Annotated in this window: 25 protein-coding genes; 6 read left to right on the forward strand and 19 right to left on the reverse strand. The window is 32.4% G+C overall.

Going from position 1 to position 23079, the window contains the following annotated elements:
• Positions 1-100 precede the first annotated feature (100 nt).
• From DK442_RS09205 to DK442_RS09225, 5 genes are all read left to right on the forward strand, one after another.
• Positions 101-1012, forward strand: coding sequence for a NifU family protein (locus tag DK442_RS09205; RefSeq protein WP_109435573.1), 912 nt, complete (start codon positions 101-103; stop codon positions 1010-1012).
• A 126-nt stretch (positions 1013-1138) separates the two neighbouring features.
• Positions 1139-1339: a dodecin family protein gene (locus DK442_RS09210; RefSeq protein WP_109435574.1), complete on the forward strand. Its 201-nt coding sequence runs from the start codon at positions 1139-1141 to the stop codon at positions 1337-1339.
• Between the two features lie 228 nt (positions 1340-1567).
• Complete coding sequence (locus tag DK442_RS09215) at positions 1568-3601, forward strand: thioredoxin domain-containing protein (protein ID WP_109435909.1); 2034 nt, start codon at positions 1568-1570, stop codon at positions 3599-3601.
• Between the two features lie 287 nt (positions 3602-3888).
• Positions 3889-4602 (forward strand): hypothetical protein, encoded by a 714-nt coding sequence (locus DK442_RS09220; RefSeq protein ID WP_109435575.1) that lies wholly within the window; start codon positions 3889-3891, stop codon positions 4600-4602.
• Positions 4603-4865: 263 nt separating this feature from the next.
• Positions 4866-5567: a hypothetical protein gene (locus tag DK442_RS09225; RefSeq protein ID WP_109435576.1), complete on the forward strand. Its 702-nt coding sequence runs from the start codon at positions 4866-4868 to the stop codon at positions 5565-5567.
• 99 nt (positions 5568-5666) lie between these two features.
• Here DK442_RS09225 and tsaB read toward each other — a convergent pair whose 3' ends face one another.
• The 15 genes from tsaB to cyoE all read right to left on the reverse strand — a co-directional run bounded on the left by tsaB (position 5667) and on the right by cyoE (position 19334).
• Positions 5667-6329 (reverse strand): tRNA (adenosine(37)-N6)-threonylcarbamoyltransferase complex dimerization subunit type 1 TsaB, encoded by a 663-nt coding sequence (tsaB, locus tag DK442_RS09230; RefSeq protein ID WP_109435577.1) that lies wholly within the window; start codon positions 6327-6329, stop codon positions 5667-5669.
• A gap of 105 nt (positions 6330-6434) precedes the next feature.
• Entirely contained in the window at positions 6435-7712 is a 1278-nt protein-coding gene (locus DK442_RS09235) for an efflux RND transporter periplasmic adaptor subunit (protein ID WP_109435578.1), read from the reverse strand.
• Positions 7713-7790: 78 nt separating this feature from the next.
• A complete protein-coding gene (locus DK442_RS09240; RefSeq protein WP_235010931.1) occupies positions 7791-9293 on the reverse strand; it encodes a TolC family protein in 1503 nt (500 codons plus the stop codon).
• 64 nt (positions 9294-9357) lie between these two features.
• Positions 9358-10479, reverse strand: a complete 1122-nt coding sequence (locus DK442_RS09245; protein WP_109435579.1) for an efflux RND transporter periplasmic adaptor subunit — start codon at positions 10477-10479, stop codon at positions 9358-9360.
• Between the two features lie 37 nt (positions 10480-10516).
• On the reverse strand, positions 10517-11779 hold the full coding sequence (locus tag DK442_RS09250) for an ABC transporter permease (RefSeq protein WP_109435580.1): 1263 nt from the start codon (positions 11777-11779) through the stop codon (positions 10517-10519).
• A gap of 16 nt (positions 11780-11795) precedes the next feature.
• Entirely contained in the window at positions 11796-13025 is a 1230-nt protein-coding gene (locus DK442_RS09255; protein ID WP_109435581.1) for an ABC transporter permease, read from the reverse strand.
• The gene (locus DK442_RS09260) at positions 13018-13719 is read right to left on the reverse strand and encodes an ABC transporter ATP-binding protein (protein ID WP_109435582.1); all 702 of its coding nucleotides are present in this window, start codon (positions 13717-13719) and stop codon (positions 13018-13020) included. The genes DK442_RS09255 and DK442_RS09260 overlap by 8 nt, the downstream gene beginning before the upstream one ends.
• Before the next feature lie 214 nt (positions 13720-13933).
• Positions 13934-14167, reverse strand: a complete 234-nt coding sequence (locus DK442_RS09265; RefSeq protein WP_109435911.1) for a hypothetical protein — start codon at positions 14165-14167, stop codon at positions 13934-13936.
• 18 nt (positions 14168-14185) lie between these two features.
• Complete coding sequence (locus tag DK442_RS09270; protein WP_109435583.1) at positions 14186-14728, reverse strand: DUF420 domain-containing protein; 543 nt, start codon at positions 14726-14728, stop codon at positions 14186-14188.
• Positions 14721-15455: an SCO family protein gene (locus DK442_RS09275; RefSeq protein WP_109435584.1), complete on the reverse strand. Its 735-nt coding sequence runs from the start codon at positions 15453-15455 to the stop codon at positions 14721-14723. The genes DK442_RS09270 and DK442_RS09275 overlap by 8 nt, the downstream gene beginning before the upstream one ends.
• Positions 15456-15560: 105 nt before the next feature.
• Positions 15561-16214, reverse strand: coding sequence for a hypothetical protein (locus DK442_RS09280; protein WP_109435585.1), 654 nt, complete (start codon positions 16212-16214; stop codon positions 15561-15563).
• Between the two features lie 139 nt (positions 16215-16353).
• On the reverse strand, positions 16354-16713 hold the full coding sequence (locus DK442_RS09285; RefSeq protein WP_109435586.1) for a cytochrome C oxidase subunit IV family protein: 360 nt from the start codon (positions 16711-16713) through the stop codon (positions 16354-16356).
• Between the two features lie 23 nt (positions 16714-16736).
• The gene (locus DK442_RS09290) at positions 16737-17720 is read right to left on the reverse strand and encodes a cytochrome c oxidase subunit 3 (RefSeq protein WP_109435587.1); all 984 of its coding nucleotides are present in this window, start codon (positions 17718-17720) and stop codon (positions 16737-16739) included.
• A 139-nt stretch (positions 17721-17859) separates the two neighbouring features.
• Positions 17860-18441 carry a cytochrome c oxidase subunit 3 gene (locus DK442_RS09295; RefSeq protein ID WP_109435588.1) on the reverse strand — a complete coding sequence of 194 codons (582 nt, stop codon included), beginning with the start codon at positions 18439-18441 and terminating at the stop codon, positions 17860-17862.
• A complete protein-coding gene (gene cyoE / locus DK442_RS09300; protein ID WP_109435912.1) occupies positions 18432-19334 on the reverse strand; it encodes a heme o synthase in 903 nt (300 codons plus the stop codon). Before cyoE ends, DK442_RS09295 begins: the two co-directional genes overlap by 10 nt.
• Before the next feature lie 239 nt (positions 19335-19573).
• Here cyoE and DK442_RS09305 point away from each other — a divergent pair, with 239 nt between their 5' ends.
• Complete coding sequence (locus DK442_RS09305) at positions 19574-20446, forward strand: MBL fold metallo-hydrolase (RefSeq protein ID WP_109435589.1); 873 nt, start codon at positions 19574-19576, stop codon at positions 20444-20446.
• 57 nt (positions 20447-20503) lie between these two features.
• Here the strand turns inward: DK442_RS09305 and DK442_RS09310 are convergent, their stop codons facing one another.
• The 4 genes from DK442_RS09310 to gcvH form a co-directional block, all read right to left on the reverse strand.
• A complete protein-coding gene (locus DK442_RS09310) occupies positions 20504-21238 on the reverse strand; it encodes an energy transducer TonB (protein ID WP_109435590.1) in 735 nt (244 codons plus the stop codon).
• 109 nt (positions 21239-21347) lie between these two features.
• The gene (locus DK442_RS09315; RefSeq protein ID WP_109435591.1) at positions 21348-22073 is read right to left on the reverse strand and encodes an energy transducer TonB; all 726 of its coding nucleotides are present in this window, start codon (positions 22071-22073) and stop codon (positions 21348-21350) included.
• A 142-nt stretch (positions 22074-22215) separates the two neighbouring features.
• Positions 22216-22629 carry a VanZ family protein gene (locus DK442_RS09320; RefSeq protein WP_109435592.1) on the reverse strand — a complete coding sequence of 138 codons (414 nt, stop codon included), beginning with the start codon at positions 22627-22629 and terminating at the stop codon, positions 22216-22218.
• Positions 22601-22981: a glycine cleavage system protein GcvH gene (gene gcvH, locus DK442_RS09325; RefSeq protein ID WP_109435593.1), complete on the reverse strand. Its 381-nt coding sequence runs from the start codon at positions 22979-22981 to the stop codon at positions 22601-22603. The genes DK442_RS09320 and gcvH overlap by 29 nt, the downstream gene beginning before the upstream one ends.
• Between the last annotated feature and the right edge of the window lie 98 nt (positions 22982-23079).

A 23079-nucleotide genomic window follows, 5' to 3' on the forward strand; every position in this document is an offset into this window, starting at 1 on the left:
ATTTACAGTTTTATAAGAACAATACGTTAAAAAGTGTTAGCAATATAATTACACTACTTATATCGTTTTGCTTTTTAGTAAATTTGCCAAAAATTAGCGCATGGAAAAGAACTTTGAAATAAAAATAGAGGCGACTTCAAATCCAGGAATTGTTAAGTTTGAAGCAAACTACTTTTTGACTCAACATACTAGTTATGAATTTGAGAATATAGATCAGGCTAAAAACTCTCCTCTAGCCCAACAATTGTTCTACTTACCTTTTGTAAAGAGAGTATTTATCGCACAAAATTTTGTTGCCATTGATAAGTATGATATTGTAGAATGGTCAGATGTACAAGAAGAGGTAGCAGAACAGATTAAAACATATCTTAATAGCGGAGAACCTGTAATCAATGAAGTAGAAACCGAAGTCACAAAAAAGGTTCCTATTACAATCTATGCAGAAAGTACTCCTAACCCAGCCGTCCTTAAATTTGTTGCAAACAAGAAATTAGTAACTACGGGACACGAATTTAAAAACATAGATGAGGCGACAGAAGCTCCTCTCGCACAAGAATTATTTCATTTCCCTTTTGTTAAAGAGGTATATATAGATGAAAATTATATTTCTATTGGCAAGTACGATATGGCCGATTGGAATGATATCACTACAGAGATAAGAGAATTTTTACGCAATTATCTCGAACAAGGCAAAGAAGTACTATCTGCTAATGCCGCAGTATCCAAAAGCGAAGCAGAAAAACAAGCTGATGTTGACTTTGAAAAGCTAGATGACGTTTCTAAGGATATCATAAATATTATCGAAGAATATATAAAACCAGCGGTTGCAAGTGATGGAGGGAATATTCTATTTGATTCTTATGATCCAGAGAGCAAAGGAGTGAAAGTGGTTTTACAAGGAGCATGTAGTGGATGTCCTTCCTCCACTTTTACTTTAAAAAATGGAATTGAAAATATGCTGAAGGAGATGTTGAAAGATAAAGTAGAGTACGTTGAAGCGATCAATGGGTAGTTCATCGAAAAACCTTTGATTACATCGAAAAAACTGTTAAAAGAATACCTGTTTTTTATTTCAAAAGAGTAAAGTATCTCGTATCTTAGAGATTATTCGTAAAACATTAACTAAAAAATCATTAAAATGGCAATTGTTAAAGTAATTGAAATAATAGCAAGCTCTGAAAAAGGTTGGGAAGATGCAACTAGAAATGGAATAAAACAAGCTGGAAAAACGGTAAAAAACATCAAATCAGCTTGGGTATCTGACCAAAAAGTTATGATAAAAGATAACGAAGTCTCAGAGTATAGAGTAAACCTTAAAGTATCGTTCGAAATAAAATAGTATTCTCAATAGTATTTTCTAAGATAATCCATATTTGTATATTGAAGTTTAGATATACTTAAAATGAAGAAAATCTAATTTATTTCATAAAATTAGACAGCATCTCAATATTCTTGGGATGCTTTTTATATTTTTAAGGATTACTAAAGTCAAACAAAAATGAAATATTGGTTTCTCATCTTACTAATTTTAAATATCTCTTGCACAAGTCAAAACAAACCACAACCCATGGAACACGAATACACTAATGATTTAATTCATGAAACCAGTCCATATTTATTACAGCATGCACATAATCCTGTAAACTGGAAACCTTGGGGAGAAAAAGCACTGGATCAAGCCAAAAAAGAGAATAAGCTTATCATTGTAAGTATTGGGTATGCAGCTTGTCATTGGTGTCATGTGATGGAGCATGAAAGCTTTGAAGACCCAAAGGTTGCAGAGATCATGAATACTAATTTCATTAATATTAAAGTCGATCGTGAGGAGCGTCCGGATATTGATCAGGTATATATGAATGCGGTACAATTAATGACCGGTAGTGGTGGATGGCCACTTAATATGATAACGTTACCCGATGGAAGACCCGTTTGGGGAGGAACATATTTTCCTAAAGGAAACTGGGTTGACGCACTCAAACAAATTGCTGGATTACACGAAAAACAACCTGATAAACTTGTAGAATATGCTGATAAACTTGAACAAGGTATAAAAGCCGTAGATGTTATTGATGTAAATACTAATGAAATCAATTTTGAAAAAGAATTCATTGCCTCATCTGTTAAAGAATGGAGTGCAAATTTTGATCATCAAAAAGGTGGGACAAAACGTGTTCCAAAATTTATGATGCCAAATAATTATCAGTTTTTACTTCGATACGCCTACCAAACAAATGATGAAGAATTATTAGCTTTTGTAAAAAACACATTACAAAAAATATCATACGGTGGTGTCTATGATCATATTGGAGGAGGTTTTTCAAGATATTCTACAGATGACAAATGGCACGTTCCGCATTTTGAAAAAATGCTATATGACAATGCTCAACTAGTAAGTTTATATTCTGATGCATATCTCATCACTAAAGATCCATGGTTTAAAACTGTTGTATATGAAACTTTAGATTTTGTATCACGAGAACTCACTAATGAAGAGGGTGCTTTTTATTCTTCATTAGATGCTGATAGCAACACTCCAGAAGGCGAGTTAGAAGAAGGTGCTTTTTATGTATGGACAAAAGAAGAGCTTAAAAAACTTTTAGAAGAAGATTATGAGCTCTTTTCTTCATATTACAACATAAACGCATATGGTTTTTGGGAAAAAGAAAATTATGTCCTAATAAGAAAGGACACTGATCAAAAAATATCTGATGATAATAATATAAATTCAGAAATACTTGCTGAAAAAGTTTCAAATTGGAAAAAAGTTTTACTTCAAGAACGTGAAGAACGCTCAAGACCAAGATTAGATGATAAGACATTAACTTCCTGGAATGCTTTAATGTTAAAAGGTTACCTCGATGCTTATCGTGTTTTTGGGGAGAAAGCATTTCTTAATGCAGCAATAAAGAATGCAACATTTATTACAAAAAATCAACTTCAAAATAACCAATCATTGTTTCATAATTATAAAAATGGTAAAAGCACAGTGAATGGCTACTTAGAAGATTATGCACTTGTTATCGAAGCATTTATTGTTCTTTATCAAAATACTTTTGATTCTGAATGGCTCGACATAGCGAATCAACTTACAGAATACACGTTAACACATTTCTTTGATAAAACAAAAAATATATTCTACTTCACTTCAGATGAAGATCCAGAACTTATTTCACGAACCATAGAATATAATGACAATGTAATTCCTGCATCCAATTCTATAATGGGTAAAAACCTATTTCTACTATCTCATTATTATGACCGTTCTGATTATAAAGAAATAAGCGAGAAAATGCTTCATAATATTCAACCACAAATTGAATCGTATGCTTCTGGATATTCTAATTGGTTAGATCTTATGCTTAATTTTTCTTTTAATTTCTATGAACTAGTGATTGTTGGAAATGATGCTGAAAATAAGTTAAAAGAATTAAATCAAACATACATCCCCAACAAGTTATTGGCAGGAAGTGTATCTGATTCTGACCAGGCATTACTTAAAAATAGATTTGATCAAGATAGAACATTGATTTATACGTGTGTAAATAATGCATGTAAATTTCCGGTTGAAGACACAAACGAGGTCCTTAAAATGATCGACTAGTGCTTTTATAATTTCTCTAAAAATGCATCAAAATTAGCAGATAATAGATGATTTTAATCTCTTAAACTTGCTGATTAACATGTATTTGTGACTTAAATCTTACAAAAATTACGGTTTTAACGTAAAAAATCTATGTGAATTTTCTGTTAAATTGCTTATTTTTTTCATAATAATTGATTAAGCAATGCCTTTTCAATGAATAATCCGTAAAAATTGTACTAAAAAACCATAAAAATTTTATTTAAAGTGTTATTTTTTTAAATTTATCACACCTAAATCGATGAATTATGAAGAGAATACTACTTGTTTTATGCCTAGCAGCATTTTCTGCTTCGTTTGCTCAAATACCAACAAGTTTGCTCGTACCTACCTCAAGAGTAAACACTTTTGATGAATATGATGGAAGTATTTATCTAAAATCTCGTTATAAAGAATCTAGCGTTATTGATGAAAAATCCAGCGCTTATGATGCCAAGTTAAAATATAACATTTATAACGATGGATTAGAACATACATCTAGATCAGGTGAATTGTATGAATTAGTTAAAAGACCTACCGTGCATGCCCGAATCGATGGTGATTATTTTTACTATTGTAATTTTAAAAGTCCTAGAGGACTTGATAGAGAGGGATATTATGTATTAGTAGAGTTAACAGATAGATATCGTATTTACAAAAGATTTACGCTAGAAATTAAAGACCCTGAAAAAAAAGCAATAGTAAGCAGTGGTATTGCAGAACCAGGATCAATTAGAACTATTACTTCTTACTATATAGAAGAGGCTGAAGTGATTATGGAATTGCCTCTCAATAAAAAAGAAATGCTAGCAACTTTTAGCGATAAAGAAAATGAACTTAAGGAATATATTAAGAAAGAAAAAATTCGTCTAAAAAAGGAAGAGGACCTTATTCGCTTTGTTGCCCGATATAATGCATTAAAAAGTGATGAAACTTCCCAGAATAGAAGTCTCCTAAGCAATGCTACTTCAGGTAGAAATTAATGAATACTTTGTTTTTTTACTTGAAATGATCTTAGACCATATAGATTCTTATTTTTCAATACAATTATTTTTAATCGTCTAACTATAAATAGAAATTTGTAGTTAGACGATTAAAATTATATGGATTTATTAGTACAAATACCTTTTTATCTTAATATTCAAAAAAATTAAAAAATTCTCAAATCAAACAACAACAATTAAACTAAAAAAACTACATTGCTCTTAATCAAACGCTTAACAAACTCAACCTAAAATTACAAACTATGGGAAAAACACTACTCTTATTTTTAACAATATCATCTTTATCATTTGCCCAATTACCGAAAAGTTTAGTTACAGACATTCAAGAAGATTATACATATAGTGATTATACCGGATCTGTTTATATGAATCCTAGCTATAAAGAATCTAGCGTTATACATGAAAAGTCAACTACATATCATGCAAAATTAAGATATAACATTCAAACTGATGCTATAGAATACAAGTCTCAATCAACATTATATGAACTAGTCAAAAACCAAACTACTCATGTAAGAATTGAGGAAAACTATTTCTACTACTGTAATTTTAAAAATCAACGAGGCCTGAGCAGACCAGGATATTATGTATTAGTAGAATTGACAGATTTATATAGTATTTACAAAAAATACTCTCTTAGCATAACTGATGTTGAGAATCAAGGAATTAGTGGCAGTGCTGTTAAACCTGGTAAAATTAGACAAGTTATCACCTATTATATAGAAGAAGCAGGAGTGATCATGGAACTCCCTTTAAATAAAAAAGAAATGTTAGCAACATTTAGCGATAAAGAAAATGAACTCAAGGAATACCTCAAGAAAGAAAAAATTCGTTTAAAAAAGGAAGAGGACCTTATTCGCTTTGTTGCCAGATACAATGCTTTAAAAAGCTCTGATTCTAGTCCTTCGCACAGCCTTTTAAGCAATACCGATAGAGCAAATTAAATATCTAAGAAAATACATGTATGTACATTGTCATTTATTTTCAACAAATGACAATGTATTTTAATAAATACTGAATAGTAGAGCTCTACAAGAAAAGAGTTAACCACTTACAAAATCTTTTAAATAATAAGGTTCAAAATACCCTACATCTTCAAAATCTTTGTCTTGATATTTAGAATGGCTCAATACCGCCATCTCTTGTGCAGATGGCAATTTGTTTTCAACAAAAATCGCATTACTTGCATTGCATATGGCAGAAAACTTCTCTACGCCATTACCAACAAAATACACATTCTTCTTATCAAGATATTTTTTAAAGGAATCTTCAGTGAGAATTTCTGCTTTTGTATCCCTTAGCTGTTCATTCTGATTAGAGAAAATTGCAGAATACACTTCCATTCTTCGTGCATCAATCATAGGGACGATATATGCTTCGTTTTCTGAGTCTATTTGTAATGCCAATGACCGTAATGTTGATATAGCAATTAATGGAATATCTAACGCATAACACAGTCCTTTTGCAGCAGAAACTCCAATTCTTAATCCTGTATAAGAACCAGGCCCTTTACTCACTGCAACTGCCGCAATATCTTTTAATGATATACCAGCCCTTGATATAACTTTATTAATAAAATTATGCAATCTTTCTGCGTGAGAATATGATGTATTATAATCTTCTTCTAAACAAATTATCTCTCTTTCTTTGGCTAAAGCTACAGAACAATTTGTTGTTGAAGTTTCTATACAGAGAATATAGGCCATTGATTAAAATTTGGGCAAAGATAATCTAAATAGATAAATTATCTTATCTCCCCAACCATCATTCATTACTTGTTTTATACTGAGAGAAATCTCAAATACAAGTACTTATTTACTTGGTTTTTTATCGGTTTCTGATTTTACTTTATCTCCGGTTTTAAGAATCTTCGTAACTACATTATATGGTCCGGTTATCACTTCATCACCTTCTTTCAAACCACTAATAATTTCAATATTACTATCGTCTTGAATCCCAGTCTTTACCACCCTTAATTTTGCAACTTCACCATTCTTTACGAATACACATTCGAATTTCTTATCGGTACTTGATGTTATTTTATCTTTTGATACGGTCTCTTTTACACTAGAGGTATCATTCTTAATCACTATAGCACTTATAGGGACTCCTATCACACCTTTTCTTTTATCAGTAATAACATCAACAGTAGCAGTCATCCCAGGGCGAAAGGGAGAATAGCTTTCTGGTTTACCATCAATCAAATCTTTATATGATTCTTCTAAAATCCTCACTTTAACCTTAAAATTAGTTACCTGATCTGCGCTTACTGCATTTTCTGCAGAATTAGCTATTTCTGTAACTAATCCTTTAAATTCTTTTTTTAAATATGCATCTACTTCAACAATAGTCGAATCTTCGATAGTGACCTTAACAATATCATTTTCATTTACATCAACTTCGACCTCCATATTACTTAGATTAGCAACTCTTACAATCTCGGTACCTGCCATTTGTTGCGTTCCCACAACTCTTTCTCCTAATTCTACCGATAATTTAGAAATTGTACCTTCCATTGGAGCATAAATAGTAGTTCTACTTAAATTATCTTTCGCCTCATTAACAGTTGCCTGAGCACTTCGAACATTATAATAAGCAGATTGTTTCCCTGCTTCAGCTCCTTCAAATGCAGATACAGCTCTATCCCACTCAGCTTTAGAAATCACTCCTTTTTCAAATAGTTCTTTGTTTCGGTCATAACTAAGTTTTGCTTCCTTGAGGCTTGCTTCTGCTTGTTGTAATCCTGCTCTAACATTTTCTAATGCGGCTTGCGATCTATTTAATCCAGACTGAATTATATCTGGGTTTATACGCACTAAAACATCTCCTTTCTTAACTTGCTGTCCTTCTTTAATTGGCAGATCTATTATCTCTCCTGACACCTCTGATGAAAGTTTAACCTCTACTTCAGGTTGAATTTTGCCCGTTGCAGAAACGGTTTCGATAATATCAATTTTTTCAATTTTTGTAATTGACACTTCTTTAAAATTGCCATTTTCTCCAAACCAACCTGCTTTTTTACCATAAACAAGCGATACGATTAAAACAACAACTATTCCTAAAATAAAGAGTAAAGTTTTTTTATTCATGACTTACTTTAACGTTAATTCTATTGTATGAAAATACAATCTTTTCTATGTAGCAGCCAAAAAAGAGATACTACTATTTTATAATTTTATATCAGCGATCTTTATTCCGAAGTAAAGCTCTAATACTTTTAGCTTAAAGATATAATCAAATTTATTTTGCACTTCCTGACTTTGCGCATTTTCTAATCTAAATTTTGATTGGCTAAAATCAAAAGCGTTTGTTAATCCTACATCATAGCGATCTTTTGCATATTCGTAGGCTCTTTCCTGAGCTTTTACTGAAACCTGTGCTGCTTCATATGCTTCTGCAGCTCCTTTTGCATCCAGATAAGCCTGATATACATTACTATCCAAGTCTAATTCTGCTTGCTCTAATTGAAATTCTGTACGTTTTACGTTTACCTTATTTCTTTTCACCGCATTTCTTGCAGAAAACCCATTAAATATTGGAACTGTTATTGACAACCCGTATCGCAGCCCATCATTAGTATACAACTGCTTAAAATATGAACTAGGATTCTGTTCTACCAGAAGTAAATTAGGAGATTGATTAAGAACATTTTGATTTGTTCCTTCTACAAAACCAATGGTTTGAGTCAATACAGGATTAGTTTCATCTAACACTCTTCCAAAACCTTTAGCTCCTGATTCTCTTGTATCATAACCAAACGATCCATTTAGGGTTGGATAGTATGCTCCTCTTGCAATCTCAAGATCCTTTTCTGCTATAAGCTTATTTTGTTCTGCAATTTGCACTTCATACCTTGATTCTCTAGCTTTAGCAATCACTTGATCTATTGGCTTATCCATCATCTCTGATCCAGGAACCAAATATTCCTGTTCTGCAATATCAAAACTCGCGTAATCTTTAATCAATAATGTCTGAGCTAAACTTACTAATGCGATTTGCACTGCATTCTCTGCTTGTACAATTCTAGTTAACTCATCTGCAGAAGTAGCTTCTATTTCCAAAAGATCTCCTTGTGGAAGCACACCTGCATCAACAAGGTCTTTGGTACGTTGCAATTGTTCTAAAGTAATTTCATGTTGTTTTTCAATAACCTTTAATGATTCTTTATTTAATAGTACCTGCAAATAACTATTTGCAATAAATAAAGCAATATCATCCTTTGATTTCCCTAAATTATATTGACTAAGTAACTTATTAAGTTTAGCTCTCTGAAATCTTTTTATATTCCTTAGTCCTGAAAAAATAGTTACTCCTACAGTTACCCCATATCTTGAACTTCTAAAGGTTTGAGTTCTATTTTCATTTGTAATTGGATCTGTTGATAAACCAGAGCTCCAGAAATTTGATGCATCTGCATTTAAAGTGGGTAGAAAATTTCCAATAGCCTCAAGTCTATCAATACTTGTAGCTTCTACATCAAGCTCTGATTGTTTGATGGTGATATTATTTTCTAAGGCATACTCTACACATTCGCGTAATGTCCATTTCTTTTCTTGTGCTTGACTCCCCAATCCAGCAAAGAGTGTAATACATAAAACTAAGACTTTAATTCTCATAAGTTTAAAATTTAAAGCACTACCTCGGCTTAAATCTTTTAATATTAATTTCATACTACGTATATGTATATATTTGATTGATGTTGTTACAGATTTATGAATATTTTCATAAAGTATTTTAATTTTGTCCTTCTTCACCTTCTTTCTTCACTGGTTCAGTTTTATTCCAAACCTTGATATTATCTTCTTCAGTTATTCCTGATAAAACTTCGACATTTATACCATCAGACAATCCTATTTCAATATCCTTCCTTTCAAACTCCTGATCTCCGGTCTGAACCTCTACGTAAGCTTCTTCTGTCTCTCTATCAAATTGTAACAACGCCTCTTTTATGGCTAGAATATCTTTTTTCACATCTAATACAATAGAAGCATTTGCGCTGTATCCTGCTCTAATAAAGTATGACTCATCAAGAAAAACTTCGCCTTCAATTTTAAACTGGACAGCTCCTTGTTCTTCATCTCCTTTAGGGGCTATAAATTTTAGCTTAGCATCAAATTCTTTATCTCTAATAGCTCCTAAACTTACTTTGAGGGGCATATCGATTTTTAATTTATTTACCTCTGCTTCATCTACTTTTCCTTCAAAGATCATTTTATTAAGGTCAGCTATAGTTGCTACGGTTGTTCCGTCATTAAAATTATTACTTTGGATTACCTGATCTCCCTCTTCAACCGGAATTTCTAAAATAGTTCCCGCAACTGAAGATCTAATATTTGTAATTGCTTTTGCTCCACCTGTTGATCCTTGTCGAATGATTTGCAAATCATTAGCTGCATTACGAACTTCTTGTTGAGCCTGATCATAGCGTAACTTTACATTTTGAAAATCTTGAGTAGCTATTACCCCTTTATCAAAAAGTGCTTTATTACGATCAAAATCTTGTTTTGCATTAGCCAGACTTATTTCTGCATTTTTCACTCGTCCTCTTGCACTATTTAACGATTGCTCATTAGGTACTACTTTTACTTTAGCTATCAATTCTCCAGTTTTTATTGCAGCACCTTCTTCAACATAAATTTTTTCAATAATTCCTGAGACCTGAGGTTTAATTTCTACCTCATCTTCTGGAACTACTTTTCCTGTAGCTACCGTTTTTTCTTCAATTGACGTTTTAAATGCTTTTTCTGTTGTAAACACGATAGGTGACTTACTATTAGAATCTATTAGATATTTTCCTGAAAAACCCAGTGCGACTATTAACAAAACAACTAGTAGGATTTTTAAAAATTTTTTCATCTGATTTATGATTGATTTGATTATTCTAATTATTATTTTATTCTTCTCTTAATGCTTCTATTGGTCTCACACTTACTGCCTTTTGCGCTGGAATAAGACCTATTAAAGTCCCCAACAACACAATTGACAATAAGGCTCCAGTTACAGCAAAGAAGTCTACCGTAGGGTTTAAAATGGGTATATCTTCGTTATCACCAATAGCTGTATTGATTCCCCAGAGCAATAAGGTTCCTAAAATAAAACCTAATAACCCTGCTAAAAAGGTAAGTAAAATAGATTCTAGCATAATTTGCCCTCTCACCTCTCCTGGTGTAGCTCCAAGTGCTCTTCTCACCCCAATCTCTCTCGTACGTTCTTTAACAGTAATTAAAAGTACGTTCCCTATGGCAATTACCCCAGCAATAAGTGTAGCTATACCAACAATATAAGTGATTAATCGCATTCCCGACAAAAACCCATTAACTTTGGCCACTTCTTCTCCTAGATTAAAACTCCCGAATGCCTGTGTATCATCAGGGTGCACATTATGTATTCTTTTTAATGTAGTTTTTATCTTAGCTTCTGTATTTACAATATTCTTATCTGCCTTGGCTGTAATTACCATCCAGGATATATTGTTACCTTGATTAAAAATGGTTTGAAATGTTGTAAAAGGTAAAAAAATAGAATCATCTCCTTCAAATCCTGATTGAGTTGGTTTATATACTCCTATTACTTTGAAATAAATACCATTTATCCTTACAAAATCTCCTATTGCTTCTTCATCCTTTTCATAAAACTGCTTATAGATATCTTCTCCAATTACACAAACTTTACGTTCATATTTAATATCTTCTTCATTAATAAACCTTCCTCCCTTAAATATTTTTTTCTTCGAAACTTTATCGATCGTAGGGTAATCCCCAAAAACTTTAAATGCCCCTGACTTAGAACCTCTTACAAATTGACCAGGAGGTGTTCCCCATTGACCAGTAACATTACGAGGAGCTATGTATTCTATATCGCTTACCTGAGATTTCAGAACTTCAACATCATCCAGTGTGAGTTGCATTCTCCTTCCTCTTTTAAAACCTTCATTAGGTATACTTGTTTGTTGCCCCCAAAGAAACATTGTATTAGTTGCAAAATCATTAAACTGACTTCTAAAACTATTATCTAATCCTTTGGCCATACCCAAAAGAAATACGAATAAAAACACACCCCAAGTTACACCTATAACTGTGATAATCGTTCTTATTTTATTCTTTCGAATAGCTCCGTAAATTTCTTGCCAGGTATCTCTTTCAAATATAAATTTCATACCATCTTGATTTTAGTTATTCATCCCTTAGTGCTATTATAGGTTTTATTTTTGCTGCTCTTCTTGCAGGAATATATCCAGCCAATAGACCAAAAAATATTAATACCATTGTTGCAATTACAATAACTCCTGTATCCACTTTTGGGTTAAGTATAAAGAATTCTTCAAGGTTATTACCAATAAGTTTTAGCACAAAAATTCCTAATATCAACCCCAAATACCCTGCAACAGATGTTATTAGAACGGATTCTTGTAGCACCATAGCTATAATTGATTTTGGTGATGCTCCTAAAGCTTTTCTAATTCCTAATTCTTTAGTCCGCTCTTTAACACTAAACGTCATAATATTACCAATTCCTATAACTCCAGAAATTAGGGTTCCTATACCAATTACAAATATAATTACGTAAATACCTCCAAGAATTACCATAGTTTCCTTAATATCTTCGGCAAAACTTCTTACTCTTATTGCACTTTGATCATCAGGAGCTACTTCAAACCTTTCTTTAAAGTCTTCTTCAATTTTCTTAGAAAAAGCAATTGCTTGCTCAGTGCTCATAATCATATTATACGTTAGGTTAATCTGATCTACATGATCATTATTACCATAAAGCAATTGAGCAGTTTTATAAGGCATATAAATAATTCGTTCTTCATTATCTCCACCACTATCCTGAAAAACCCCGATTATCTTAAACGCAATTCCATCTACATCCAATATTTTGCCCAATGCATTTTCATTCTTAAAAAGATCTTTTTCAACTAATCTTCCTATTACTATATTCTTAGTACGCTCCTCTACATCTCCCACGTTAAGGTAACGACCATTCATCATTATCGTTTTTTCTAAATACTGATGATCTGGGTGCACTGCTCTTATACTATAACTTCCTGATTCTTTTTTATATTTAGCAGATCCATTACGGTAAATTCTTGGAGTAGCAAATTCAACTTTACCTATGTAGTTACTTTTGATAAACTCAAAATCTTCATTTTTAAATTGAATTTTTCTGTTTTCTTGAAAACCTTTGTATGCTTTTGAAGTGTTTCCTCCTCGAATAAATATTACATTTTGTGCATCATCCACGAAACTACTCAAAAAACTATTTAACAAGCCATTACCTAAGCCTAATAAGATTGTAAAGATCAGTATCCCTAAAGCTACTGTAAATCCAGAAAGGAAGGTGCGAAGCTTATTTTTTCCTATAGCTTCAAATATTTCTTGCCATCTATCTCTATCAAACATATTGAGATGCTCTAACCTGTTCTACTTTTTTATCTTCAACAATGACACCATCCTTAAGATGCACAATACGTTTACACATATCTGCTATATCTGGTTCATGAGTTACGACTAATATGGTTTTTCCTTCATCATTAATATTCTGAATGATATCCATAACTTCGTATGAAGTTTTACTATCCAAAGCTCCTGTTGGTTCATCTGCTAATAATACTTTTGGATCAGCGGCCAATGCACGTGCTATAGCCACACGTTGTTTTTGTCCCCCAGAAAGTTCACTAGGTAAGTGTGTTGCCCATTCTGCTAATCCCACTTTACCAAGATACTCTATTGCCTTATCGGTTCTTTCTTTACGTTTCTTGCGTTGATAATATAATGGTAAAGCAACATTTTCTATAGCGGTCTTATAATTAATCAAATTAAAAGATTGAAAAACAAACCCTAAAAATTTATTTCGATACTGTGCCGCTTTAGTTTCATTCAATCCTTTAATAGGAACATTATCTAAAAAATAACTCCCAGTATCTGCCTCATCTAACATTCCCAAAATATTCAGCAAAGTCGATTTACCAGAGCCAGATGACCCCATAATTGCAACTAATTCTCCTTCTTTTACACTAAAATCTATTCCTTTGAGTACGTGAAGCGAATTGCTTCCCATTTTGTAAGATTTATGTAAGTCTTTTATTTCAATCATAATACTTGATTAAGATTTCTGAGGCAAATGACACCTCTACAAAACAAAACTCACTAACGTAACTAAAACAACCTACTTCTAGGTCAATTTTCGGTTTCCCCTTTGAAGACTTTTTAATTGGTTAGTGCAGTCTTGTTACATAAGACTAACTACTTTACATTTTTGTTACATCCAACATTGTTATGAAAATGTTAAAAATTAAGAAGTTAAATAATTATTCTTCTTTTGCTACTTTAGAATTCTTTTTATTTCTATAAATAAAATACCCTACAGCACCTATTAAAATATATGGGATAATCATTAAGTATACGATCCCATTATTTATTCCTTTTGCAGTCTCTTGCCCTTCTTCACTCTCTAAAACCGCTCTACACATAGCACATTGCGCTTCTACAGGTGTCGACAATACCAAGAAAAGAATTAGTATCCAGAATATTTTTAATTTCATAAACACTTTATACATGTTTTAAACGTAATAAGGTGAAATCATAAGATACACAATAACACCAGTAATAGCTACATATAACCAAATCGGAAATGTAATTCTCGCAATCTTTTTATGTTTATCAAAATTTTTAGCCAATGCTTTCACATAGGTAATCAACACAAAAGGAATAACGATTACAGATAATACAATATGTGTAATGAGAATAAAATAATACACATAGCGTATTAGACCTTCTCCTCCAAATTTGGTAGAATCACTAGTCATATGATATCCTATATACATTAGCAAGAAAAGCACAGAGCACATAATTGCTATTTTCATAAGCCTCTCATGTAGTACTATTTTTTTGTTTTTTACTGCCCACAATGCAGCGAGTAGAATGATAGCGGTTACACCATTAATTGATGCATAGATAGGAGGTAAAAAAGTAAGAGGTTGCACATCAAACCCCAGTTTTCTCAAATTAACTCCGAATAACAAAGCTACAGCCAGAGGAATAACAATAGACAAAACTACAATCCACTTGTTATATTTTTTTTCTACTTCTGATAGATTACTCATCTTTCTCTAAAAGTTTTTTTATGTCTTGCAATAAAATAGTTATCTGTTCTTCTTCACCATTTTCATCTACTTTCTCTTCTACACCAATTGTTCCTCTATAGTAAATGATGGGATTACCAGAACTATCATATCTTGATCGCACATACCCTTCCTGATCTATTAAAGCAAAATAACCATTATGTTCAAACCCTCCTGGGACTTCTGGATTCTCTGCTGCGTAAATATTAAATCCTGCATTGGCAAGTTCATATATATCTTCTCTATCACCTGTTAAAAAATGCCATTCGGGATCAGTGACTTTATAATTCTCTGCATATTTTTTAAGTCTACCCGGAGTATCAAATTTTGGATTTATAGTAAAAGAAGCTATTCCAAAATTTTCATGGTCCTTCAATTCATTTTGAAGGTACACCAAATTCCTATTCATCTTAGGGCAAATTGTGGGACAACTTGTAAAGAAAAACTCAACTAAATATACTTTACCTTTATAATCATGATTTGTAATGAGAATACTATCTTGATTTAGGAAAGCAAAATCAGGGACTTTTTTTGGTTCTCCGTTAAGTTTTATAAAGGCTAATTTTTCATTAGTAATTGGATTAGAAGCACTCATTCTATCATTTTTGACTATAGAAGTACCCTTAACCCTATTTACTATTTTAGGAATAAAAATAATCCCAAAGATTAGTATAATAAATGATATGCCCACATATGAGTATTTTTTCATCTTTCTGGTTTATTTGTTATAGGTTATTTATCATAAATAAAACAAAATCAACAACAATGAATTATTCGATTATAAGAAAAAACCTTAATCACATAAATTTTATCGTTATTTCTCTTTACGGTCGGCCTTATATTTCTTGAGTGCCAATCGGTATTCTGCAAGAATAACCTTGATATCATCGACCATTACATTTGATAGATCGGCTACAGAACTTGCATCATAACCATACACCTTTGATTCATTCTCTTTTAATTGCCCATCTCTTCCTCTTAAATCACCATTCTTATCAATAATATAAACATACCTTGTAGATAAGTTTTCATCTAATTGATGAGGCGTATTAAGACTTTTAAAGAGAGATTTTATACTTTCTTCGGTTCCAAAAACAAATTTCCATTCTGACACATTAGTAATATTGCTTAGCTCCTCTAATAATTCTCTGGCTGCATTTTCACTTCCATAAGGTAGAGCAACAACAAATTGAAAATCCTGAAACCCATAGTTTTTCTTGTAAATCTTTTGGTTGAGATTAAAGGCATTGCCTTGTTTATTATATATATTCTTACCAAAGAAGCCTAATACTGTAATTTTATCCTGAAAATTAATTTCTTCACCCGAAAGAGCTTCAAAATTTTTAAGATTTCCTACCGATTTATTTAAAACTGGAAGCTTTGCAAAATTATGGACGCCTGAAGCGAAGAATAAATAGGCCACTAAGGGCAAAACGAATAAGACACCTAAAACAAGAAATTTCTTCATTTATGATTATAAACTTTATTCATCCAAACTATTCAAAAATCGATCCTTAAGAACATCATTTGGACGTGACTACAAAAATAAAAAAGACGGTTTAAAAAACCGTCTTTTTACAATGCTTTTAACGTATACATGAAAAGGGTTAAAAATCCCAGCTTTTATGTCCAGCTTTAAAAACTTCATATATATAATCTCCCTCTGTAAGAAGTATAAAAATCAAATAACAAATTAAGAACACAGCAGTCCAAACTACAGATCTTCTTAATCCTTTGGTTTCTCCTTCCATATGCATGAATGACCAGGTGATATAATATGCTTTATAAATAGTTAGTATAATAAATATCCAGTTTAGTAATTTCATACTAATTAAAGTAGTTTCTACTAAAAATGCGGGCTTTATGATCCCAAGTATTACTTCAACTATTGTAACTACAGACAATAGGATAAATACTTTCCATATTCTTGCTGTATTCGATTCGTGATGTGCTGTATCGTGTGCCATAATATATAACTACTATATTTTTATTAAACCAGGTAAAAGAATGTAAATACAAATACCCAAACCAAATCTACGAAGTGCCAGTATAAACCAACTTTCTCTACCATTTCATAATTCTTTCTTCTTTCATACGTCCCAAGAATGACATTGATAAAGATGATAATATTAATGATTACACCAGAAAATACGTGAAACCCGTGAAACCCTGTAATAAAGAAAAAGAAGTTTGCGAATAGCGGAGTACCATATTCATTATGAACTAAATTTGCTCCTTCAACGATCCCAATAGCATCGCTATTAAGCCTCTTTATAGATTCTTCTCTTGATAATATTGTTTTTTCACCTTTTTCTGTAAGCAATTGTGTTCTGATCAAAACATCTTTTCGCTTAGCAAAGCCAGTTTTTATTTCTTCGATCGTATATGTCGGAAGCGTAGCTTCTTTTTCATACCAGATTCCATTTTTTCTTTCGTGCTGTGTTCTATCGTTGTGTGTATCGATAATTGCAATATCTTCCAGCTTTACTCTATGCCCTTCGGTATCTACAAATTGTAAAATTTGACCTCCTTTAGTTTCTACTGCACCATACTCTCCTTTGATGAAGTTTTTCCACTCCCAAGCTTGTGATCCCACAAATATTGCTCCACCAATAATAGTAAGAAACATATAAAAGATTACTTTTTTCTGTTTCATATGATGTCCAGCATCAACTGCTAACACCATCGTTACAGAAGAAAATATTAAGATAAAGGTCATTAAAGCCACATAATACATTGGCGCATCTACACCATGTAAAAACGGAAAGTGATTAAACACTTCATCGGCTATTGGCCAAGAGTCAATAAATTTAAATCTTGAAAAACCGTATGCGGCAAGAAAACCCGAAAATGTTAGTGCATCTGAAACGATAAAAAACCACATCATCATCTTACCATAACTTACCTTGAGCGGTTCATTACCACCACCCCAAGTTTGATCTTCAGTACCTGTTTTAGTAACAGCTGTTTCCATATAAAGAATTTGGTATTGTTAAATTTCCCACAAAAATAATCAATTTTATCATTTCACCTGCTCAAATTTATTTTTTAATTGCTACAGAATGTAATCTTCAAAACAATATCTTTTTTGGCATCGAATTGATAATTATGACTTATTTGACGAAATACAAAAACAAAAAGAGATAAACCCACAGAAAATCAACAAAATGCCAGTACATAGCACCTAGTTCTAATCCTAAAGTTTGACCTGATTTATATTTTTGTTTAAAATGATTATAAATTACAACTAAAAGCACTAGAATACCTCCAATAATATGCGCCAAGTGCGTTACTATGATGATAAACATGAATGTACTTATAATATTTGAGGTCGGGCCAGTAAAATGGTACCCCTGACTAACTATATCTTCAAAACCTTCAAACTGTAAAACGACAAATGTTATTCCCAACGCAAGAGTAGACAACAACAAAAGTGTCGCAAGGTTTCTATTATTATTTTCAATTGCTTTTTTGACTAGAAAAAATGTAAAACTACTTGCAATAATTACAAATATACTATACACAAAAGGCTGAGGAAACTCCAAATCTATAGACCAATCTTTTCTGGCTTTACTAACCACATATGCACTGGTAAGCCCTGCAAATACCATTGCCATGCTTACCATAGCAAACCACATCATGGTCTTTTTAGATCTATTTACTTTTTCTTGTTGTGTTCCTTGTGTTAAATCCATATTCGAATAAATTTATCCGCTACATAAATAATTTGCAATAAAGTAATATACAAGACACTCATAATCATGAGTTGTTTTGCGGTTTTGGCATCTCTATTTTTGTATAGGCGAATAGCAGATCTCAACAAAACAAGACCCAAAATCAAAATTATCAAACCTGAAATAGGAGAAAGATACAGTCTCCCTGTAACTCCAAAAACTGGTATTAAAGAAGTGGCCACTGTCCAAATTGTATAAATAATAACTTGTACTGCTGTTCCTTTATCTCTTTTACCGGTAGGAAGCATAAAAAAGCCTCCTTTTTTATAATCATCGTATAAAAACCAACCTATCGCCCAAAAATGTGGAAACTGCCAGAAAAACTGAACCATAAATAATGTTCCTGGTTCAATTCCGAAATCATTTGTAGCTGCTACCCAACCTAACATAAAAGGAATTGCTCCTGGAATTGCGCCCACAAAAACAGATAACGGAGTCTTGGTTTTTAAAGGCGTATACAAACTCACATATATAAATATTGAAATCGCTCCAAACATTGCAGTTTTTGGATTAATACTATACAAGACAGATATTCCTGCAATTGTAAAAAGTGTAGCAATTGCAAAAGCAGTATTAACAGACATTCTTCCTGAAGGTACAGGTCTATTTTTGGTACGATCCATTAGTTTATCCAGATCTCTTTCAATAATCTGATTAAATGCATTAGATGCTCCGACCATAAAATAACCGCCAATGGCAAGAAGTAAAAGAGTACTCCAGGAAAGGGTTTCTACTCCTAATAAGTATCCTGCTACAGAAGAAAAAACCACACTCAATGCCAAACGCATCTTCGTGATTTCTTTAAAATCCTGAACAACAGATAATTTTGCTGTATTAACTTGGGTCACGCTCAAATTTTGCACGTTTTCTAAATAGCTTTTTTTAAAAGTCGTGCAAAGATATGTCTTAAAAGCATTCTAGACAACTTATAACTACTTATAATTCACCTTTTAACAACTGTTTCACCCTTAGTAAAAAATAATAATAAAAACCTTTTGACAGAACATTTTGATAATCACCCCAATAACCATTAGTAATTTTCACACCTTACTTTCGACTAAATCAGCTAAAAACACTCACAAACATCATTTTAATGAAGAAATTACTAATTCCTGCACTTTTCATATTCTGGTTTACTAACACTTATGCTCAACAAAAAGAAGTCACTATTACAATAGACCCTATATCCGAAAATATTTACATGTTAACTGGTCAAGGTGGCAATATTGGTGTTTTCAAAAATGAAAAAGGGCTATTTATTATAGATGATCAATTTGCAAGATTATCAGACAAAATTCTCAAGAACTTAAAAACTATAAGCGACCAACCTGTTAGCATGGTTATCAACACCCATTTTCACGGTGATCACACCGGTGGAAATGGAAATATGGCTAATCAAGGAGCAACCATCTTTGCGCAGAAAAACGTAAGATCCAGAATGGAGAGTAATCAAAAGGAAAAAGGAAATATTACACCTCAATCTTTACCAGTCATTACATTTGACGAAGGGCTACAGTTATATTTTAACTCAGAAAGCATAAAAGCATACCATGTACACAATGCGCATACTGATGGGGATGCCCTTATATATTTTGCAAATGGGAATGTGCTTCATATGGGTGACACATTTTTTAATGGACGCTATCCATATATAGATCTCAAATCTGGAGGAAGTATCCAAGGCTATATCAACGCTTCAGAAAAAGCCTTACTAATAGCTAATGACGACACTAAGATCATTCCTGGACACGGATCATTAGCAACCAAAAAAGATCTTGAAGGTTTTTCTAGAATGCTAAAGGAAATTACTAATGCCATTCAGAAAGAAATTGATGCTGGTAAATCTGAAGATGACATTACAAAAAACACTTCTTTAACTGCTATATATGACGCAAAAGGTTTTGGAGATGGCTTTATCAATTCAGAACGAATAAGACAAACCATCTATATGAGTTTAACCAAATAAGAAAACAAAACACAAAAAAGCCTGTAGAAATCCTACAGGCTTTTTTTTCCCAATGTTTTAGTCTTGTATTTTAAAGGTAATTGGCAATTGGTATTTTACAATTACCGGCGTGCCTCTTTGTTTTCCCGGAGTCATTTGCGGAAACAAATCAATCACTCTTTCTGCTTCTTCCTCTAATTTTGGATGTGGAGCACGAACTCTAATGTTTTGAATAGTCCCATCGGTCGAAACTTCAAACACCGTATAAATACGCTGTACCCCTGTCAAACCGTATCGTTCTCCAAGTCCTGTGTTGAATTTCTTAGAGATGATTTTTCTAATTTTTTTAGAAAAACAAGCAGCTTTCTCTTTGTTTGTTCCTAGGGTTTCACAACCTGGAAAAACTGGTACAGATTCTACTTTTACAAAATCAAAAAACGGAGGATCATCAACAATAGGCTCTACATCGTTAATTGTACTAGGATCAAACGGCTCTGATTCAATAGGTTCATTTTTAAATTCTTCCCCTAAATCTTTAGTTAAATTCTCAACAATCTTAAATTCTTCTGGAGCAACCACTGGCTTTGTATACTTTACAGCAACTTCTTTTGGCTTAGGCTCTTCATAAATTTTAAACTGTTGATTCCATTCTGTAGGAGGCTCCTCTATAGTGACCGTAGGCTCAACATTAATAACCGGTACGGCGGTATACACCTCAAACATTAAATAGGTAAATAATAGACTTGCTATAAGTCCAATCTGGAAATTCACCAATGTACTTTTTCGTACATTAGCATCGTGCTTGTTACTCATAATATTTAGTTTTAACGTTACAATTAATCTAAATCAACAAGCATACCAAAAAAGAATCCCGCTACAATAATGTAACGGGATTCTGATATATAAGAATATTTTCTTCGTCTTAGTCCTGTACCTGGAAAACTATAGGTAAAGAATACAGAACACCTACTGCTTTTCCTCTTTGTTTTCCTGGAGTCATTTTAGGCAATAACTTAATTACTCTATTTGCCTCTTTTTCTAATCTTGGGTGTGGTCCTCTTGCCTGAACACCTACAATGTTACCAGATCTATCGATTTTAAATCGCACATAAATTCTGTTTACACCAGACAAACCTAATTCACTACCCAGCTCTGTATTAAACTTACGGTTAACAAACTTTTTAACCTTATCACTCATACATTTCTTTTTTGCAGCATTGTTACCCGCGTTTTCACAACCTGGGAAAACTGGTACATTTTCAATAACAGCAAAAGGTACATCTCCTATTTCTTCTTCTTCTTCTACATCTTCAACTTCCTCTACTTCAACAATCTCTTCTTCCTGATTTGTCTCTGTAGATTCAATGATAGTTTCCTCAACTTCTTCTTCATCCTCTACTACATCAATAATTTCTGGTGCAGGTGGTGGAGGTGGAGGTGGTGGAGGTGTGTTCAAATTTTGAGTAATTGGAACATCTTCTTCTTCCAATTCATCAAGATTAACCTGACCTATGTCTATATTGCTTCTATCATAAGTCTTCCACTCGATTCCTTGCCATGTGATAAAAAGAACTAAAATAAGTCCCAATTGAAGGAATAAAGTACTTTTTCTAGTTAAATCTGCTTTAGGATTTTTCTTTGGTTCCATATTATATAATCGTTATAGGATTGCTAAAATAGCTAATTTCTTTTGTAATTTCCAACTAAAGATAAAAATGTAAAACAAAAAATGAGTTTTTTAACTTTTATCTGATCTATATTCGAGCTAACAAAAACGTTTATCTATCTGATTAACGGCTTATTTGCTTAAGTTTAATTAATTTATTCTTAAATACAATAAAAATAAATACCACAAAAATTGTACCGCTTGTATTTGCCATCACATCATACCACTCAGAACTACGATAACTTGTAAGTAATGCTTGCAACACTTCCATAAGCATCCCAAATAAAACACACAATATTGAAGCTATTATTAAGCTCCTCTTAAAGGTTTTATTTAGTTTTTCAGAAAAAAAAAGAAAGAAAAACCATATCGAAGTAAAACCAAAGTATGCTATAAAATGAGCTATTTTATCGCTTCCTTCTACTTTAACATCAACTGGAATAACTATTCTTGATAGAGAAACCCAAGTTAATGCACACGTGGCCACTATGACTAATACAAAAAGGAACCTATGCCCCAATAACTTCTTTATACCCATCAGCAGACATTAGATCATCAATTTGAGAGGCATCAGATATTTTAATCTTTATCATCCAACCTTCTCCATAAGGGTCACTATTCACTAGCTCTGGATCACTTTCTAAGGCTTCATTAAATTCAATAATTTCACCCGTTAATGGCAAAAATAAATCAGACACTGTTTTTACTGCTTCTACAGTACCAAAAACCTCTTCACGCTCTAATTCTTCATCAACTGTTTCTACTTCGACATAAACGATATCTCCTAGTTCGCTTTGTGCAAAATCAGTAATCCCAACGGTAGCAACCTCACCGTCGATCTTGATCCATTCGTGATCTTTTGTATATTTTAAATCTGAAGGAATATTCATTCGAAAAATATTTATGAATTGTTATTATTATATATGATGACGAAAATAAATCTATTTTATTAGATTTTGAGAAAACCCATCAAAAAATTATCAAAAAA

This window comes from Aquimarina sp. AU119 (genome assembly GCF_900312735.1).
Taxonomy (GTDB): domain Bacteria; phylum Bacteroidota; class Bacteroidia; order Flavobacteriales; family Flavobacteriaceae; genus Aquimarina; species Aquimarina algiphila.